16 protein-coding genes and 4 pseudogenes are annotated in these 16,061 nt (G+C 69.2%); 9 read left to right on the forward strand and 11 right to left on the reverse strand.

Annotated elements, in window-relative coordinates; genetic code table 11:
* Positions 1-34: 34 nt before the first annotated feature.
* Together ACZ6B1_RS30155 and ACZ6B1_RS30160 are read right to left on the reverse strand one after the other, a co-directional pair.
* A complete protein-coding gene (locus tag ACZ6B1_RS30155; protein ID WP_468783530.1) occupies positions 35-592 on the reverse strand; it encodes a PadR family transcriptional regulator in 558 nt (185 codons plus the stop codon).
* Between the two features lie 309 nt (positions 593-901).
* Positions 902-1,429, reverse strand: a complete 528-nt coding sequence (locus ACZ6B1_RS30160; RefSeq protein ID WP_468783532.1) for a winged helix-turn-helix transcriptional regulator — start codon at positions 1,427-1,429, stop codon at positions 902-904.
* 99 nt (positions 1,430-1,528) lie between these two features.
* Between ACZ6B1_RS30160 and ACZ6B1_RS30165 the strand changes: the two genes are divergently transcribed.
* The 5 genes from ACZ6B1_RS30165 to ACZ6B1_RS30185 all read left to right on the forward strand — a co-directional run bounded on the left by ACZ6B1_RS30165 (position 1,529) and on the right by ACZ6B1_RS30185 (position 7,481).
* On the forward strand, positions 1,529-2,329 hold the full coding sequence (locus ACZ6B1_RS30165) for a crotonase/enoyl-CoA hydratase family protein (protein ID WP_468783534.1): 801 nt from the start codon (positions 1,529-1,531) through the stop codon (positions 2,327-2,329).
* 225 nt (positions 2,330-2,554) lie between these two features.
* A complete protein-coding gene (locus tag ACZ6B1_RS30170; protein WP_468783536.1) occupies positions 2,555-5,287 on the forward strand; it encodes a CHAT domain-containing protein in 2,733 nt (910 codons plus the stop codon).
* Positions 5,288-5,289: 2 nt separating this feature from the next.
* Positions 5,290-5,796, forward strand: a complete 507-nt coding sequence (locus ACZ6B1_RS30175; RefSeq protein WP_468783538.1) for a trypco2 family protein — start codon at positions 5,290-5,292, stop codon at positions 5,794-5,796.
* A gap of 442 nt (positions 5,797-6,238) precedes the next feature.
* Positions 6,239-6,634, forward strand: coding sequence for a VOC family protein (locus ACZ6B1_RS30180; protein ID WP_468783539.1), 396 nt, complete (start codon positions 6,239-6,241; stop codon positions 6,632-6,634).
* A 106-nt stretch (positions 6,635-6,740) separates the two neighbouring features.
* On the forward strand, positions 6,741-7,481 hold the full coding sequence (locus ACZ6B1_RS30185; protein WP_468783541.1) for a class I SAM-dependent methyltransferase: 741 nt from the start codon (positions 6,741-6,743) through the stop codon (positions 7,479-7,481).
* Between the two features lie 64 nt (positions 7,482-7,545).
* Here ACZ6B1_RS30185 and ACZ6B1_RS30190 read toward each other — a convergent pair.
* Positions 7,546-7,682 (reverse strand): annotated as a pseudogene (locus tag ACZ6B1_RS30190) (IS5/IS1182 family transposase); the annotation flags it as partial.
* On the opposite strand from ACZ6B1_RS30190, the gene ACZ6B1_RS30195 reads away from it, so the two are divergent.
* On the forward strand, positions 7,621-7,800 hold the full coding sequence (locus tag ACZ6B1_RS30195) for a hypothetical protein (RefSeq protein ID WP_468783915.1): 180 nt from the start codon (positions 7,621-7,623) through the stop codon (positions 7,798-7,800). The pseudogene ACZ6B1_RS30190 and the gene ACZ6B1_RS30195 overlap by 62 nt on opposite strands.
* Positions 7,801-7,872: 72 nt before the next feature.
* On the opposite strand, the gene ACZ6B1_RS30200 is transcribed toward ACZ6B1_RS30195, so the two are convergent.
* Positions 7,873-8,430, reverse strand: coding sequence for a peptidylprolyl isomerase (locus ACZ6B1_RS30200; protein WP_468783543.1), 558 nt, complete (start codon positions 8,428-8,430; stop codon positions 7,873-7,875).
* A 395-nt stretch (positions 8,431-8,825) separates the two neighbouring features.
* Here ACZ6B1_RS30200 and ACZ6B1_RS30205 point away from each other — a divergent pair.
* A pseudogene (locus ACZ6B1_RS30205) lies at positions 8,826-9,131 on the forward strand (LysE family translocator); the annotation flags it as partial.
* Between the two features lie 35 nt (positions 9,132-9,166).
* Here the strand turns inward: ACZ6B1_RS30205 and ACZ6B1_RS30210 are convergent.
* On the reverse strand, positions 9,167-10,051 hold the full coding sequence (locus tag ACZ6B1_RS30210; RefSeq protein WP_468783545.1) for a helix-turn-helix domain-containing protein: 885 nt from the start codon (positions 10,049-10,051) through the stop codon (positions 9,167-9,169).
* Between the two features lie 169 nt (positions 10,052-10,220).
* Between ACZ6B1_RS30210 and ACZ6B1_RS30215 the strand changes: the two genes are divergently transcribed.
* Together ACZ6B1_RS30215 and ACZ6B1_RS30220 are read left to right on the forward strand one after the other, a co-directional pair.
* Positions 10,221-11,153, forward strand: coding sequence for an alpha/beta hydrolase (locus ACZ6B1_RS30215; RefSeq protein ID WP_468783547.1), 933 nt, complete (start codon positions 10,221-10,223; stop codon positions 11,151-11,153).
* Positions 11,154-11,169: 16 nt separating this feature from the next.
* Complete coding sequence (locus ACZ6B1_RS30220; protein ID WP_468783549.1) at positions 11,170-11,889, forward strand: helix-turn-helix transcriptional regulator; 720 nt, start codon at positions 11,170-11,172, stop codon at positions 11,887-11,889.
* A gap of 556 nt (positions 11,890-12,445) precedes the next feature.
* Here the strand turns inward: ACZ6B1_RS30220 and ACZ6B1_RS30225 are convergent.
* The 6 genes and pseudogenes from ACZ6B1_RS30225 to ACZ6B1_RS30250 all read right to left on the reverse strand — a co-directional run bounded on the left by ACZ6B1_RS30225 (position 12,446) and on the right by ACZ6B1_RS30250 (position 15,717).
* Positions 12,446-12,982, reverse strand: coding sequence for an SMI1/KNR4 family protein (locus ACZ6B1_RS30225; protein ID WP_468783551.1), 537 nt, complete (start codon positions 12,980-12,982; stop codon positions 12,446-12,448).
* Positions 12,979-13,377, reverse strand: a complete 399-nt coding sequence (locus ACZ6B1_RS30230) for a DNA/RNA non-specific endonuclease (protein ID WP_468783553.1) — start codon at positions 13,375-13,377, stop codon at positions 12,979-12,981. The genes ACZ6B1_RS30225 and ACZ6B1_RS30230 overlap by 4 nt, the downstream gene beginning before the upstream one ends.
* Positions 13,378-13,516: 139 nt before the next feature.
* Complete coding sequence (locus ACZ6B1_RS30235) at positions 13,517-13,669, reverse strand: hypothetical protein (protein ID WP_468783555.1); 153 nt, start codon at positions 13,667-13,669, stop codon at positions 13,517-13,519.
* A 208-nt stretch (positions 13,670-13,877) separates the two neighbouring features.
* Positions 13,878-14,123 (reverse strand): annotated as a pseudogene (locus ACZ6B1_RS30240) (NADPH-dependent F420 reductase); the annotation flags it as partial.
* Positions 14,124-15,040: pseudogene (locus tag ACZ6B1_RS30245) on the reverse strand (NADP-dependent oxidoreductase); the annotation flags it as partial. It abuts the pseudogene before it with no gap.
* A 38-nt stretch (positions 15,041-15,078) separates the two neighbouring features.
* Positions 15,079-15,717, reverse strand: coding sequence for an HD domain-containing protein (locus tag ACZ6B1_RS30250; protein ID WP_468783557.1), 639 nt, complete (start codon positions 15,715-15,717; stop codon positions 15,079-15,081).
* Positions 15,718-16,061: the final 344 nt, after the last annotated feature.

Below are 16,061 nucleotides of genomic sequence, written 5' to 3' on the forward strand. Positions count from 1 at the left end.
CGGTCACGGTCCAGGTGAGGGCCCGCTCGTCAGGTCAGTGATCGGTGTCGAAGCGGGTGAGTGTGGCGAGGACGTCGTCGAGCCAGGCGATCATCATGCGTTCGTAGGCGATGCCGCCGCGCAGCACGATGTGCTGGAGTTCCCGTTCGGGGTCGAGCGGACCGTCCGCAGCGGGGTCCCCGAAGTCACGGGTCTCGCCCGCGAGGTAGTGGGCGAGGCGGTCCGTGTGCGCCTGCCGGTGCCGCTCGACCTCGCCGATCAGGGCGGCCGGGTCGTCGAAGGCGGCACCTCGGATCTTCACCGCCAGGTCGTGCCGCACGCTCTCGGGTTCGGTCGGTTCGTGGAGCCACGCGGAGAGCGCGTCCCGTCCGGGCCCGGCGACGGAGTATTCCTTCTTGTCCGGACGCCCGTACTGCGGGACGTCGCGGACGTCGACCCAGCCGTCGCTCTCCATGCGCTTGAGCACGCGGTAGATCTGCTGGTGGGTGGCGGTCCAGAAGTACCCGATGGACCGTTCGAACCGCCGGGCCAGCTCATAGCCTGAGCCCGGCTTCTCCAGCAGGGAGACAAGGATCGCGTGCTCGAGCGCCATGCGCACGATCTTCCTATGCACCTCGTTGCATAGCAACGCTGCCGCGGTGAGACACGGCTCACCCGGTGCGGGTCCGTAGCTCATCAACGACGGCAGCGTGCCGGGGCGGGGGAACCCGGCCGGGCGTGCTCGGCGGCCGCTGTGTCCTCACTGGAGAACACCTGCCTCACCGAGCGCGCCGCATAGGAGACGCGCTAGTTCGGCAAGCAGAGACAGCGCCACGCCGAGAGCACGGGGTCGGTGCCCGCCGGTGCCCTCCAGCCCTTCAGCACTTCGGCACTTCGACACTTCGGCAGGAGAGAAAGTCGGTCAGCCGCCGACAGCGCCTTTCGTGCTCTGCGCGGTACCGAAGCGGGCTTGCACGTCGGGGTCTTCGAGGAGCCGAGCCGGGTAGCCGGGGCCGGCGTGGACGGTCACGTCCACGTGCTGCAGGGGTTGCTTGCAGGAGGAGCAGGTCACCTGGGCGTGGGTGTCGTGGCCGCAGGACATGTGGTGCATGACGATCGGGACGCCCTGTTCGCCGGTCAGCCAGCGGTCGCCCCAGGCGTTGATGGCGGCGAGTACGCCGAAGAAGTCGCGGCCTTTGTCGGTGAGCAGGTACTCGTGGCGCACGGGTTCGCTCTGGTAGGGGCGTCGCTGCAGCAGGGCAGCGGTTTCCAGTCGGCGGAGCCGGTCGGTGAGGGTGTTACGGGCGATGCCGAGCGAGTCGATGAAGCCGTCGAAACGTGATTCGCCATAGAAGATCTCGCGCAGCACGAGCAGCGTCCAGCCGTCGCCCAGGATGTCGACGGTGCGTGCGATCGAGCAGGGCCAGTCGTCGAATGAGGTCCGTCGCATGACCCAGACCATATCAGTTTCATTATGAGATTGACTTGCACGGGAGAGTCGGACCCCACTAGCGTCCATCGAGTCTCATCATGCAACTCAGGAGGAGCGATGGGTTCTACGGCTGCGAACGCGCCCGCCGTCACCGTTGAACGGGAAGGGCATGTGCTGCTGATGGGCCTGAACCGGCCCGCCAAGCGCAACGCCTTCACCCGGCAGATGATCAGCGAGCTGGCGGTGGCCTATGGCCTGCTGGAGTCCGACGACGACCTGTGGTGCGGAGTGCTCTTCGCGCACGGTGACCACTTCACCGGCGGGCTGGACATGATCGACGTCGGCGCCGAGCTGGCCTCGGGTGACTTCGCCGCCCCGGAAGGCGGACGCGACCCGTGGCGGCTGGACGGAACCTGGTCCAAGCCCGTCGTCGCGGCCGCTCAGGGCTGGGTGATGACGCTCGGCATCGAGCTGCTGCTGGCCGCCGACATCCGGGTGGCCGCCCAGGACGCCCGCTTCAGCCAGTTCGAGATCTGCCGCGGGATCTACCCCTTCGGCGGTGCCACGTTCCGCTTCCCCCGCGAAGCGGGATGGAGCAACGCCATGCGCTGGATCCTGACAGGCGAGGAGTTCGACGCCGCCGAGGCCCACCGCATCGGCCTCGTCCAGGAAGTCCTCCCCGACGGTTCGAGCGCGCTCGAGCGGGCCAAAGAGATCGCGCGCGTCATCAGCGAGCGGTCCGCGCCGCTGGGCGTGCGCACCGCGCTCGCTTCCGCCCACCGGGCTCGCGAGCTGGGCGACGCAGCTGCCATCGCCCAACTGCGCCCCGAGATCGCTCGGCTCATCGCCACCGCCGACGGCGCCGAAGGCGTGAGGTCGTTCGTCGAACGCCGCCCCGCAGTCTTCACCGGCCGCTGATCAACTCGCCCCGCCACTCCCGTCAGGACATTTCCCATGACCACCGCGAAGACCCAGCCTTCCCTCTTCGACCTGCCGCCCGAGATCGACGAGGCCGCCCCCTCGGATACGGCAAAGCACCGGTGATCGACGCCCTTCCGGAGGAATCGGCGGTGCTTCGCCCCGGATCGCCCTACTGTGATGTCCCGTCAACCGTTGGAACGATGCGGTGCGGGGTGAGGGTGGGTGTCGGGCGGCAAGGCCGGTCAAGAGGGACAGGACTGGCGCTGGCGGCTGGCCGCGGCGGGCGACGCCTTCGCCATGCGGGTGCTGGCCACCGCGCTGGCCGAGGACGGGCGTCACGAAGAGGCCGTCGCCTGGTGGGAGAAGGCGGTCGCGGCCGGGGACGAGACCGCGCTGCACCAACTCGCGGACCACGTGGGCGCCAGGAAAGTGGAACGACAGCTGCGCCGGCGGGCCGAGAGCGGTGACGTGACCGCCATGGGCAACCTGGCGAAACGCCTCGTACGCAACAGCGGCGGCCAACGGCTCGCCGAAGCCGTCCACTGGCTGACGCTCGCCGTGCACGCGGGCGCCACCCTGGAGCGAGAACTCGTCGCGGCCCTCGACAGCGCCGGACGGTCGGCCGAGGCGGAGGACCGGCTGCGGCACATGGCCGCCGTCGGTGATCTCCATGCCATGCACGACCTCGTCGGGCGGCTGCGCGAGGGCGACGACGTCGAGCGGCTCGACGAAGCGGTCGTCTGGCTGACCCGGGGCGTCGCAGCCGGTGAGCCATGGGAGTGGGACCTCGTCGCCGTCCTCGACCGCGCCGGGCGAGCGGACGAGGCCGAGGCGCGGCTGCGGCGGCTGGCCGACCGCCATGACGTCGAGGCGGTGGCGGCGCTGGTGCGGCGCGCCCCCGAGAACATGCGTGCGCAGGTGTCCCGACGGGAGCTGGACGGGCCCGCTCGGGCGCGCGCCGTGGACCACATCCGCCGGGTCGCGGCCGTCCTCGCCCGTCTCGGTGTGCAGGAGGAGGCCGTCCGCTGGTGGGCGGCGGCGGACGCGCTCGACGACCGTGTCCTCTCCTCCCCCGCCGCGCGCCTGGCCGCCCGACCGGCTCCGGCGTCCGGGGCCTCGGACGCCGGTGTGGAGTGGCAGTTGCGAGAGATGGCCGCCACCGACGACGTGACGGCGTCGCGGGTGCTGGCCGGTCGTCTCGCGCGGACCGGCAGGACGGTCGAGGCCGTGCGACTGTGGACGCGCGCCGACGCCGCGGACAGCCGGCGCCGCTGGGGCGGTACTCTCGCGCAGTACGCCCTTGGCCACACCTCGGACGCGGTGACGACTCACGGCGGTCCGGTCAGCGCGTCGGGGGACGGCATGGCGGCCGACGCCTCGCCCGCGGACGCCGCGGCCGAGGAGACCCCGGCCGGGACCGTACGGGAACCCGACACCGCTCCCGCGACCGCCACGCACCACCTTTCGGCCCAGATGCCCTCCCACGCCGGGCTGTCCGAACCGGTCAGCCTGGTCGTGCGGGTTCCGTTCGGGGCGGATCACGACGATGGCGCCGTGTCGGCCCCGCTGGCCGGGTTCCGGCCGGCGCGCGACGGCTCCCCGTTGACACTCATCGTGCGGGCGCCCGCCGGACTGGACCCCCAGGGCCCGCTGGAGCACACCCTGCTGGTGCCGCCCTTCGGTGCCCCCGCGCCGGTGCGGTTCGCGTTCCTGACCCGGGAACCGGGCCTGCACCGCGTCCGGGTCAGCGCCTGGGCCGGCGGGACGTTCCTCACCGAGATCGGCCTGGAGGTGTCGGTGGAGCGCGACAGCCCCTACGCGGTGGAGCCGCCCAGCGTCGCCGACATGGGCGAGATGCGCGCCCACCCCGGCGAGGTCACGCTGCTCGTGGACCGGGTCGGCGACCAGTACACGTTCCGTCTCATCTCCGACCAGTGCATCTACGGCGCCGTCCTCGCGCAGGCCCTCACCGCCGCCCCGGAAGCGGCCGCGGAGCGCGCGTACGCCATGCTGCAGAGACTGGCGGCGGGCCGCGGGGAGTACTCCGGCGCCCACGCGCGACGCTGGATGAAGGAGACGGGGGTGGGTCTGTGGACGGAGATGGTGCCGGACGCGATCAAGGAGCAGTTCTGGCAACTGCGCGACCACATCACGGCGTTCAGCGTCGCGTCCGAGCACGACGTCCTCCCGTGGGAACTCCTCTACCCCGTCGCGCCAGGCCGTGACGAGGGGTTCCTGGTCCAGCAGTTCCCGGTCCTGCGCAACAGCCTCGGCCGGCCCCGCTCGTCCGCGCTGCCGATCGGTGAACCGCACTACGTCGTCTCCGCGCGGGCCCCGGTCAACGGTGACAGCGAGATCGAGTCGATCCGCCGGATTCTCGGCACCGGAACCGTCGTCGACACACTGGACGGCGTCCTCACCGTCATCGACGCGGGCACGACGGGACCGCTCCACTTCACCTGCCACAACACCTTCGAGCCGGGCGGCGGTTCGTCGATCCTCCTCGCGGACGGCCCCTTCGTCCCCGCTCTGCTGAACAGCGCCGTCGCCCGCGGCGCCCTGCGGGACGACCGCCCGCTCATCTTCATCAACGCCTGCCGGGCGGCCGGAGCCGTTCCGCAGTACACCCGGATGCTCGGCTGGGCGCAGCAGTTCATGGGCGCGGGCGCCGGTGCCTTCGTGGGCACGCTGTGGGCGGTGCGCAGCGACAGCGCCCAGCGGTTCGCGGAAGCCTTCTACGCCTCCCTCTCGGCGGGTGAGCCGCTGGGCACGGCGGTGCACCGGGCCCGCTCCCGCGCCGGACACGACGAGACCGACCCCACCTGGCTGGCTTACACGGTCTACGGCGATCCCGCCGCGATCGTCTCCACCCCCGTCCCCGCCCCTGCCCCTGCCCCTGCCGTCGTCAGTCCCGCCCGAGTCGTCCCCACCCCCGTCCGATGCGAGGAAACGTGAACGTGACCGACGACGGCGTGCCCGTCGAGGACCTGGTAGCCGCTGTCAAGCGGGCGGTCACGGAGTCGAACATGTCGGCCACCGCGGCCGGGCGGGATCTGCGTGTCACCTCGGTGCGGCTCACCCTGCACGCCCTCGCCACTGCGACGGCCGGCGGTTCCCTGAACTTCCGGCTCCCCTTCATCGGCATGAAACTCAGGATCGGGCGCACGGTGTCCCGCCGGGACACCCATGTCATCGAGATGACCCTCGTGCCTCCGGACCTGACGCAACAGCACGAGCTGCGGTACGGCGCGGTGCACGCCGTCCTGGTCGACGCGATCGCGATGATCCGCCGCGTGACGGCGTCGGCGCGGACCGGGGACGATCCCTTCCACCTCCAAGAAGGCTCGGTGCGACTGGAGTTCGCGATCACGGCGGACGGGTCCGTGTCCCTCGGCCTGGACGGCGCCCTGCACGAGGAGGTGACACACACCCTGCTCGTCACAGTCGCTCCCCCGGCGGACTGAACCCGGGCTGTCCTCCGGCCTGTTGACAGCCGGGTGACGGGTTGTCCGGTCGAAGCCGCTGAGACCTCCCCGCGACCGCCGTCGAAGTCCGGAAAGCAGCCGCTGAAATGCCAGGCGCCGTCGGATACAGGTCCGGAGGGCTGAAGAGAGCAGCCAAACGATCCACTCCTCGGACAGCCGCCCACGACCAGCACGAGCACCCCGGAGACCGGTCACACCGGCCATTCGACCTGCGTCTTCAAGTTGGCCGAGGCTCAATGAGAAGCCGCTGCGCCGGCAGGGCCCCTGATGGCACAGCGGTAAGGGCAGACCGTGGGTTCGCGGGCCTGGCCAGGCGGCTTCCACAGGATCAAGCCCGCTTGATGTCCCTGGGTCAAAAGGATCTCGGATCCGTCGGGCGGGCGACCTACGCTGAGCCCCGTCCGCACTATCTGGGAGAAGCATGACAAGCAGGTTCACCGAATTGATCGTTGACTGCCGTGATCCGGAGAGGCTCGCGGCCTTCTGGTGCGAGGTCCTGGACTTCAAGGTCGTCGACCGGAGCGAGGGCAAGGTCGAGATCGGCTCCTGGGTGCCAACCGTCGAGGATGTCCGGGCCCGCCAGATGCCACCCACCTTGGTGTTCATCCGTGTGCCTGAGGGCAAGACCGTCAAGAACCGGCTTCACCTCGACGTCAGCCCGATCGACGGCAGCATTGAGGACGAGGTGACCCGATTGCTCGGTCTCGGCGCCGTCAAGGTGGACGTGGGCCAGGGACCGGACCGGAACTGGGTGGTCCTGGCTGACCCCGAGGGCAACGAGTTCGACGTCCTGCGCACCTTGGCACCGCAGGACTAGGGCTCGTCCGGCGGATCATGGGCCGAGCCAGGGCTGGACCGAGGCGAGGGCCGGCCAGTGCCCTAATCGTGTTGACGCCCCCGGCGGGCAGTGCTGGAGTCGGCACGTGGACAGCATCCCCGCCAACCGGCGGCTCTGGAACCAGATCAGCAGCGCCTATCAGCACGAGCACGACCCGCAAATCGGCGCCGCACCCCGGCTGTGGGGCATGTACTCCATCCCCGACGCACACCTGCACGCCCTGGGCGACGTCACCGGCAAACGCGTCCTCGAGCTCGGCTGCGGCGCCGGCCAGTGGTCCAGGGCCCTCGCCGCCGAGGGCGCCACCGTGGTCGGGCTCGACCTGTCCGAAGCCCAACTCGCCGCGGCGGCCCGCGCGATGGGAGCGGCCCGCTATCCGCTGGTGCAAGGCGCCGCCGAACAACTCCCCTTCGCCGCCGACAGCTTCGACCTGGTGTTCTGCGACTTCGGTGGGCTCAGCTGGGCGCCCCCGCACCTGGCCGTTCCGCAGGCCGCACGCGTCTTGGGCCGAGGTGGGCGCCTGGTGTTCAACGTCGCCAGCCCATGGTTCGAAGCTTGCTACGACGAAGCCGCCAGCCGCGTGACCACGACGCTGCAACAGGACTACTTTGGGCTGAACACCATCGCCGAAGGAGACGGCGCGACCAGCTATCAGCTCACCTACGGCGACTGGGTCAAGGTCCTGCGCGGCGCGGGTCTCATCATCGACGACCTCATCGAGCCGCGGCCCGAACTCGGAACACTCAACGGCTACAACGACACCGACCCAGCCGACTGGGCACACCGCTGGCCGGCGGAACTGCTCTGGGTAACCCACAAGCCGTAAGTTCCGTCGCGCCGAGACGTGAAGGCATCCCCTCGCCGGGCAGACCTAGGGCCTGCCCGGCTGATCACGGGCGGAGCCAGAGCCGGATCGAGGCGAGGGTGACGGTCCGTGGAAGACGCAGGCGCGTTTGTCGAAGCGTGTGGCCACGGCCCGAAAGTACTTCAACGCGTTGATCGTCCGCTCCACTTCGTTCCTGCGTTTGTCGGCCAGGCCCACGACCACCCACCGCGTCCTCCTCATTCGCGGCACCCACACCACCCGCCTGTACTCAACAGATACGGCCACCCACCACCTGCTGCAGATCATCCGCGCAAGCTGAGACCACACGTCGAAGCGGTGCCGGACTCCAGGGAGTCCGGCACCGCTTCGACGTCTATACCGTGCAGGTCAACTACTGCTTGTCGTGGCGATTACCGACGAGCCGGCAGGACGGCCGGGCGCTGAGCAGCTCGGTCCGCAGCACGGGCGTACCGTCGACAGGCGCCGGGTCCTGAGCAGTTGCTTCGATACCGCCAGCAGCGATCTTGTCGAGAGTCTGCAGGCCGGCGGCACCGACCGTGCCGAACACCGTGTAGTTCGGTCGCAGCGCGGAGTCGCCGTAGACGACAAAGAATTGCGAACCGTTTGTGTTCGGCCCGGCGTTGGCCATCGCCAGCAAGCCGCGCCCGTAGAGGCGACGGACACCGGTCGGATCGCTCGGTGCCGGCGGCAGGTCCACCGGCAGCTCGTCCTTGTACTTGTACCCCGGCCCACCTTCGCCCGTGCTGGTCGGGTCGCCACACTGCAGGACCTTCAGCGTCGGATACGCCGTCAGCCGATGGCACACCGTACGGTCGTAGAACCGGTGCTGCGCCAGATGCACGAAGCTCTGGGCCGTGCACGGCGCCTTCGCCCGGTCTAGACGTAGCGGGAGCGGGCCCTGGCTGGTCCGGACAGCCACATCGACCATGCCGTGACTGGGGGTGCGTCGCGGATCGGGCGGCAGGGGAACCGGCCGCGCCGCCGGCTCGTCCGGGGTCTCGGTGTACTGGCAAGGACCGTGCGTGGTTCGTGGCGGAGCATCGGATGCGGAGGCGGTGGTGCTGCCCCCGGACACGACCAACGCTGCCGCCGCCAATGCGGTTATGAGAGCTCGGTTCATCCTGCACACCCTCCAAAAGATCGCCAGATTTCGGAGCGGTCGCAGTCTAGGGTGCGGCCTGGCGGGCGAGAACCCGCCAACAAGCCACATCGGGCGGCCATGGTGAGTTGATGGTGACCATCAGGTCTTCGCCACCCGGCAAGGCCGGCACCGCTTCGCTACCACCGACGCGCCCGGCCCTGGAGTCGCCCGGCGGCAGGGCCAAGAGTTCGGTTCGGGCGGGGTTCGTGGTCGGGGTGACGAACCCGAAGAGCGTGGTCTTCCTCACCGCAGTGCTTCCACAGTTCGTCGACCGCGAGACCGGTCACGTCGGCGGCCAGATGCTTCTCCTGGGCCTGGCCGGCGCCTTGTTGCAGTTGCTTTCCGACGGAATCTGGGGGATGGCTGCCTCCACCGCACGGGTCTGGCTGGGCCGTTCCCCACGTCGGACGGCACTAATCGGTGGCACCGGTGGGCTAGCCATGATCGGGCTCGGCACAGCGGTGGCCCTCACCGGGCGCGCCGACTAGTGCCGTGACCGGGAAGGTTCGCAGGGTTGGCGCGGTCAGGCCGCCGTGGTGAGGGGGCGCCCACCCCAACGAATGCCTTTCTCGCTGCGGATGCGGGCACGTTCACGGCGTTGGGCGGCCAGGACGTCGGGGTGTCGGGCGTTGGTGTTGCGCCACTCGACCTTGTTCTTCCGGGCCCACCGGCGGATCTTGCTGCCCTTGTGGCGGCGGTTGACGCCCCACAAGGTGTCGTCGCCGACCGCGTAACAGCCGTGGAAGTAGGTGACCCCGGGGGTGCGGTGATAGGTCGCCGGCACCCGGTGCGGGCGACCCCGCTCGGCCCAGCAGGACCCGCCGGTCGGGCGGATCCCAAGTGGCCCGAACTCGTCGAACTCGAAGACCCGGTTGGGGAAGCGTGCGAGGACGTGCTCGATGCGGTCGAGCTTGACGTCGCGCTCTGGATCGGTGGATTCCTTCCAGGTCTTGGTGCGCTGGAAGGTGATCCCGCGGCGGGCCAGTAGACAGCGCAGGGCGTCCCGGCCGATGCGGATGCCCCGCCCGTGCACCTTGCGCAGGTAGGCGGCGAGCTTGCGGATCGACCAGCGAGTGAAGGGCTGGTCGAGCTTGCCTGGGCGGGTCTTGGCCGTCTGGGCGACGGAGTTCTCGTCATCAGGACTTAGTTGGCGGGGACGGCCACCCGCCCACCGGGGGTCCAGACAGGCCAGACCGATCTGGTTGAAGCGGTGGATGACGCCGCGGACGGTGCCCTGGTCAGCCTGAACGAGCCTCGCGATGACCGGGACGCTGTTGCCGCCCGCCGATGCCAGCAGCATCATCGCCCTGCGGAACCCCACTGTGCTGGTATTGCCCCGCCGCACGATCCGCTGCAGAGTCTGCCCTTCCTGTTCGGACAGCCTGCGCACCCTGACCGGCCCTGCCATCAGATCTCCCCGTGCTAATCGGACATGTCACCGCAGACGGCCGACGTGAGGCCACCTTGCACCAATCCGGTCCGATCCTGGTCACACCAGGAGCACGGCAGGAGCATGACGCAGTTCACAAAGAACGGGTGACAGGGCGTTGTCGCGGGCCGCTGAGACTGTCGACGGCATGACGATCACAGATGAGGACTGCCTCTCCGAGACCCTGGGGTTCAACGAGCAATTTGAGACTGCCGCCGCGAGCCGTCCAGCTCGCGGGCAGGCGCCGAGCGCCGCCACGCTGGCGCTCCTGCGGCGCAACCGGCTCGGCGGCGACACGCCACCGGTAAGACTGCCGCACGGCCAAGACCGCGTCGTTGAGGGCGCAGTGAAGGTACGGGTCTTCGTGCCGGACCACGTCGACGGCGTGTACCTGCACATCCACGGAGGCGGCTGGGCGTTCGGGTCCGCGGACGGACAGGACGAGCGGCTTTGGCGGCTCGCCGAGCAGGCACGGCTGGCCGTGGTGAGCGTGGACTACCGCCTCGCGCCGGAACACCCGTTCCCCGCCGGGCCCGACGACTGCGAAGCGGCTGCCCGGTGGCTGGTGAAACACGCCGCGGCCGAGTTCGGAACCGACCGGCTGCTGATCGGCGGTGAATCGGCCGGTGCTCACCTCAGCGTCGTGACGCTGCTGCGCCTTCGCGACCGGCACGGCATCACCGGCGCGTTCCGGGCAGCTCACCTGCTCTTCGGCCCCTACGACCTGTCGATGACACCAAGCCAGCGGAGGTTTGGCCCCCGAAAGCTGCTGAGCAATACCGACACGCTTCGGGGCGGCTATGAGCTGTTCACACCGGGGATAGGGGAAGAGCAGCGCCGTAGCCCGGAGGTCTCGCCCCTGTTCGCGGACCTGGCCGGGCTGCCGCCCGCCCGGATCGTCGTCGGCACCGAAGATCCTCTGCTGGACGACTCGCTGTTCCTGGCCGCACGGTGGCAGGCGGCGGGTGCGCCTGTGCAGCTCGGCGTCGTCGCCGGCGCGATGCACGGCTTCACTCTGTTCCCCATGACCATCACCGAGCGGGAACTACGACGAGAGCGGGACTTCCTGGCCTCCGCGTGACGGTAGCGTCGGCGACATGAACCGCACTGCCCGGCTGTATGCGCTGGTGGAAGAGTTGCGCGCGGCGGCGCCGCGGCCTCTGACGGTCGCGGCGCTCGCCACGCGGTTCGAGGTCAGCACACGCACGGTACAGCGCGACCTTCAGACACTGATGCAGACCGGTGTCCCGGTGCGCTCCATACCCGGGCGAGGCGGCGGCTGGTCGATCGACCCGGAGATGACCCTGCCCCCGATCCACCTCACCGCCGATGAAGCCTCGGCACTGACCGCCGCGCTCGCCGCGGCCGACGCCTCCACCCCGTACGCCGGCGCGGCCCGCACGGCGGCTCAGAAGATCGTGGCCTCGATGGCCGGCCCCGCCTCGGCGGCGGCCCAAGAACTCGCCGCACGGATCGTTACCCTGCCGACGCACGGCGACTCCGCGATCCGTACCGCGGTGGAGCACGCCCTCGCCAACAACATGGTGCTGCGGCTGTCCTACACCGACGCGGCAGGACACGAAAGCAACCGCGTCGTGGAACCGGCCGGACTGCTCACCGCCGACGGCCGCTGGTACCTCATCGCCTGGTGCCGCACACGCCGGGCTGGCCGGGGCTTCCGGCTGGACCGGATCTCAGCAGCGGCTCCAACCGGCGAACAGGCACAGCCCCATAACCTGACCGAACTACTAATCGGCTCGGCCGCCGCCGGCGCAGTACAACCCACCGCACTGGCCTCACTCACACCCCCACGATGAGAATCCGAAGGCAGCAACCCGGCGAACATTTTCCGGTCACGGCACTAGCGTCCGTCTTCGAACGGACTTGCCTGGAACAGGAACGAAGCCAGACTGGCCGGCGCTCCGTAGGCAACCGCGGTCTTCTCGTATCTGGTGACGGTGCCGCGGAAGGCCTGGAGCCCGTTGAAGCAGCGCTCGACCGTTGTGCGGCGAAGGTCGGTGTCACCGTCGAAGGCTGGGGCCGACGTCCTCGTCGGTCGCGGGTGCGGCGGTGTTTTCGGTGGTCGTCCGGTTCGGGATCGTTTGGACGATCCTGAGTTTGCAGGTAGGTGCGGAATGGAATTTAAGGGAAGGACCCTCGAAGGGTCGACCGCACCGCACAACGATGTCCGTGACTCCTCCTGACACACCTGCTCACCTTGGACATGCACTACGGCCCTGCCAACCGGCCACGCCCGCAGGCATGGCCACAACCGCCCCTGTTCGTCGTGTGCTGCCCTGACTCCCCTCCCGGAAGAAGGAGAAGACAACGCACGCTTGGCTCCGCCCATGAGCCGCCGGACAGAACCTAGGCTTACATCTCGCGGGCTGGGCGGAACTGGTGCTGTGGCAGCGGGAATTTGTCCCACAGGATCTCCGAGCGGAACTCCCCGGTGAGAACGGCTACCAGAAAGCGGGTCACCGTCATGTCGTAGCGCTCCCAGTCTTCCCCCGGCTCACTGTTGATCAGGATGGTGCGGGAGTCAGGGTCGTCGCCCGCCTGCACGAGCCAGTACAGGTACTCACCGTTGTCCGTGGTGGCCCAGCAGACCAGGCGGCTGCCTGGGGTCTCCATCTCTTCGGGCTTGTCTTCGAACTGCCACAACTGGTCATTGGCTTCCTCGCGCTCAGCGGAGATCTTGAGGAGGTCGTAGACGTCGTTGGGGCAGTTCGGCTCCAGCAACAGGAGGTAGCCGTCGAGGAGGCCACCTCCGTACGTCTCGATGAGCTCCTTGTAGTCCGCGGGCAGGACGGTGCGAACAGCGGTCTCCGCGGCGGCCCAGTCCGGAACAGGGGCGGTGCCCGGCGACGAGATGAGCAATTCCGTGAGTCGGGTCAGGTCGGGAGTCACTTGAGGGGTCCTTTCGTCACCGCTTGCGGTTCCGGATGGTAAAGATGTTGGTTCCCTCGCCGTTGCTGCCGTGCGGGTGCATTTGGAATCCGTTGTTGCCATGAGCCTCGGGTCACCCCGAGTGGGATCTTCGCATTGTCGTCAGCGTAGAGGGGTCTGACGCTGTACTGGATGATCTCGCCGTTCCGTACGGCGTTGCGCACCTGTAGTGCGACTTGGCGCATGACGGGTGAAGGGGCGTAGCAGTGCATGGTCACGAAGTTGCGGCGGTCCTTGTTGGAGCCTCCGATCACGGCGGCCGGCAGGTGGGTGCGGTTGTATCCCTTACCTGACTCCCAGCCGGCCGCGTCGACTTGGGGGGCGTCTTGCCCCCGAGTTGCTTGGCGGGGTAGCACGCACGCAATGAGCCGAAGGCCGAGCAGGGCTTCGCCGCACCCGAACGCAACCGAGGCCCGGTCGTAGGTGGCGACCGGGCCTCAGTGCTTGAACTCTGCGCACAGGGTCTGGCAGTTACCGCGCCCTCGGTTGGGGCGGCTACCTCACCGCTGACCGGCCGCGCAGGCCCGGTGTGGTCGCGGACTCCTCCACGTCCCAGCCTTCGTCGAAGCGGTCGAGGAGCGTCTTGCAGCTGACGACACAGTCCGGGTGCTGGCTGAGCTGGGACAGGGTGTAGCTCCCGCCGAACACCGCGTAAGTGGTGGCCGACGGCCCCCGGCGGGTGGTCGCCGTGGCGGCGGACTCGCGCTGGGCGGCCCTCGGGTTGCAGGGCGGGTCGGCCGGGCCCGCGACGGCTCAGGGCTTGCCCGGTAGGCGTGCAGCCGCTTGCGACGGTTTCCCGGCCTGCAGCCATCGGCGCTGTCCGGTGGCGGCGCCCTGTGGGCAGATCCGGCGCGGATCAGCGGGCGATAGAGAGCGCGAAAGGCGCGAATCCGCTGGACCGGATCACGTGCGGTACGAACAGGATCGCGGCTTCCGTGGCGCGGGCGGTCTGGATCCCGCCGAGATCGGTGATCCACTCCGGGCGCCAGCCGAGGCTGACGAGCAGCTCGCGGACGATGTGCTTGGCCTGCGGGTCCTCGCCGGAAAGGAAGGCGTCGGGCGCCTGGGTGAGCGTGTCCGGCGCGGTCATCACCGGGAAGAAGTCCCCGGTGACGCGAATGATCGTGCGGCCGGGGATGCGCTCTCGTGGAACGAAGGCGGCACCCGCCTCGGCCAGCGGCCGAACCGCGCCGACCCGCACCCGGAGCCGGCCGTCCAGAGACGCTGGGCCAGACCGGCGAGGCGTGCGCGGTCGGGTTCCACTACGAAGAAGACGGCCCCTCCGTCGTCGGGGCGCACCGTGGGTGGGTGGGCGATGGTGACGAGCGTGCCGCCGGGGCGCACCAGGGCGGCCGAGCGGTCGAGGATGTCGCCGCCGATCACGTCGAACACGACGTCGACCTGGCCGGCGTCCGCCCACGGGTCGGCCTCGAGGTCCAGGAATGCGTGCGCGCCCAGGTCTAGAACGGTGCTCTGGTCAGCGGAGCGCCCGGAGCCGACCACGCGTGCTCCCGCCTCGCGAGCGAGCTGGACGGCGATGGAGCCGACGGCGCCGGCGGCGCCGTGGATCAGGACGGTCTGGCCGGTGGTGAGACGGGCGTGGTCGAACAGGCCCTGCCAGGCGGTCAGTCCAGAGATCGGCAGGGCGGCTGCCATCGTGTGGTCGACATCGGCGGGGAGCGGGGCGAGGTTGCGGGCTTCCACGGCGACGTACTCGGCCAGGGAGCCGTTGCGGGTCCAGTCGGTCAGTCCGAAGACCCGCTGGCCGATGGTGAGTCCGGTCGTTCCGTATCCGAGTTCCGTCACGACCCCCGAGGCCTCGTGGCCGGGCACGCTCGGGGTGCGGTCCCGGCCGGCGCGGTCGGTCCAGGTCGCCGGCCAGTCGAGCTCTCCTCGGGTGAAGCCCGCAGCGTGTACGCGCATGACGACGTCGTTCTCGGCAGCGTGCGGATGGGGAAGGTCCTCGAGGGTCGGGCCCGTGACGCCGGCCTGACGGTCCCGGACAGTGATGGCTTGCACCAGCGTTCCTTCCTCAGTTCTATCTGGTACTGCGCAGGTCACCGCGACCAGGGAGCATTCAGGATGCGCTCCACCATGGACCTACGGCGAAAGCCGGGAACGAAGTATTCCAAAATATCCGCATTGACGGTCCCGTAGGTGGTATCCGGGCGGCCCTTGAGGCCGTCGACGAACTCCTGCAGGAATTCCTTCTTGAAATCGCCGCGCGGATGAGCGGCGACGATCTCGTCGAGCTGGTCGCCTGCCAGCCTGTCCAATCCCCAACCGACCGCGTCGGTCAGCACGCCGTAGTTCGTCGCAGCTACCTCCGGGTCCATCCGGCCGGGGATTCCCGGTGTCGTGTGCAGGGCGATCGCCCTCCAGACCACCTCGGCGGCAAGCTGGGTGAACCCGCGGTGGAGCAGGAACTTCCGCGCGTGGTCGGCGCCATCCAGCTCGAAACGCTGCTGCTCGTTCGAGAATGGGATGAAAAGACCCACGTCATGAAACATCGCCGAGATGTAGAGCAACTCGGGATCCAACCGGAGGTTCAGCTCACGCGCGTGGAGCGAGCCGAAAAGAAATACACGCCGAGAGTGGTGGAAGATCAGGGGGTTCGTGCTCCTCCGAAGGAATTCCGTAGCCTCCGCAGCAGTCGAGGTCTCGGGTATGTTCACCCCTGCAATGATGTCGGTCATGTCGTCCGTTGCTCCTCGATGCGACTTGCCACGAGCAGACCGTGCGCCCGTCCCCGACGGTGCCGACCTCAAGGCCACCCGTGCCGTCTCGGTCCGGCCCTGAACCACTCGAATCCGGTCACCCCAGGATGAACCTGTGAGCTCCGCGACGCATCGGGGGCGATCCTCGCCTACGACGGGGTCGGGCTGGTGGACGTCGCCGGGCCCGTCGAGGTGTTCGGAGAGTCCAATCTGTTCGGCGCCGGCTACCGGTTCATCCTGGTATCGACGTCGGGCGCCGACGTCGCCTCCTTGATCGGCATGCCGCGAGCGCGACGTCCAACTCGGTTTGCTCGCCGACGATG

The sequence above is a fragment of the Streptomyces sp. NPDC041129 genome, assembly GCF_055592265.1.

Excerpts from the sequence above, each read along its gene's own strand:
- ACZ6B1_RS30155 (WP_468783530.1), bottom strand. The coding sequence starts at position 592 with ATGGCGCTCGAGCACGCGATCCTTGTCTCCCTGCTGGAGAAGCCGGGC.
- ACZ6B1_RS30160 (WP_468783532.1), bottom strand. The coding sequence starts at position 1,429 with ATGCGACGGACCTCATTCGACGACTGGCCCTGCTCGATCGCACGCACC.
- ACZ6B1_RS30165 (WP_468783534.1), top strand. The coding sequence starts at position 1,529 with ATGGGTTCTACGGCTGCGAACGCGCCCGCCGTCACCGTTGAACGGGAA.
- ACZ6B1_RS30180 (WP_468783539.1), top strand. The coding sequence starts at position 6,239 with ATGACAAGCAGGTTCACCGAATTGATCGTTGACTGCCGTGATCCGGAG.
- ACZ6B1_RS30200 (WP_468783543.1), bottom strand. The coding sequence starts at position 8,430 with ATGGTCGATGTGGCTGTCCGGACCAGCCAGGGCCCGCTCCCGCTACGT.
- ACZ6B1_RS30210 (WP_468783545.1), bottom strand. The coding sequence starts at position 10,051 with ATGGCAGGGCCGGTCAGGGTGCGCAGGCTGTCCGAACAGGAAGGGCAG.
- ACZ6B1_RS30215 (WP_468783547.1), top strand. The coding sequence starts at position 10,221 with ATGACGATCACAGATGAGGACTGCCTCTCCGAGACCCTGGGGTTCAAC.
- ACZ6B1_RS30220 (WP_468783549.1), top strand. The coding sequence starts at position 11,170 with ATGAACCGCACTGCCCGGCTGTATGCGCTGGTGGAAGAGTTGCGCGCG.
- ACZ6B1_RS30250 (WP_468783557.1), bottom strand. The coding sequence starts at position 15,717 with ATGACCGACATCATTGCAGGGGTGAACATACCCGAGACCTCGACTGCT.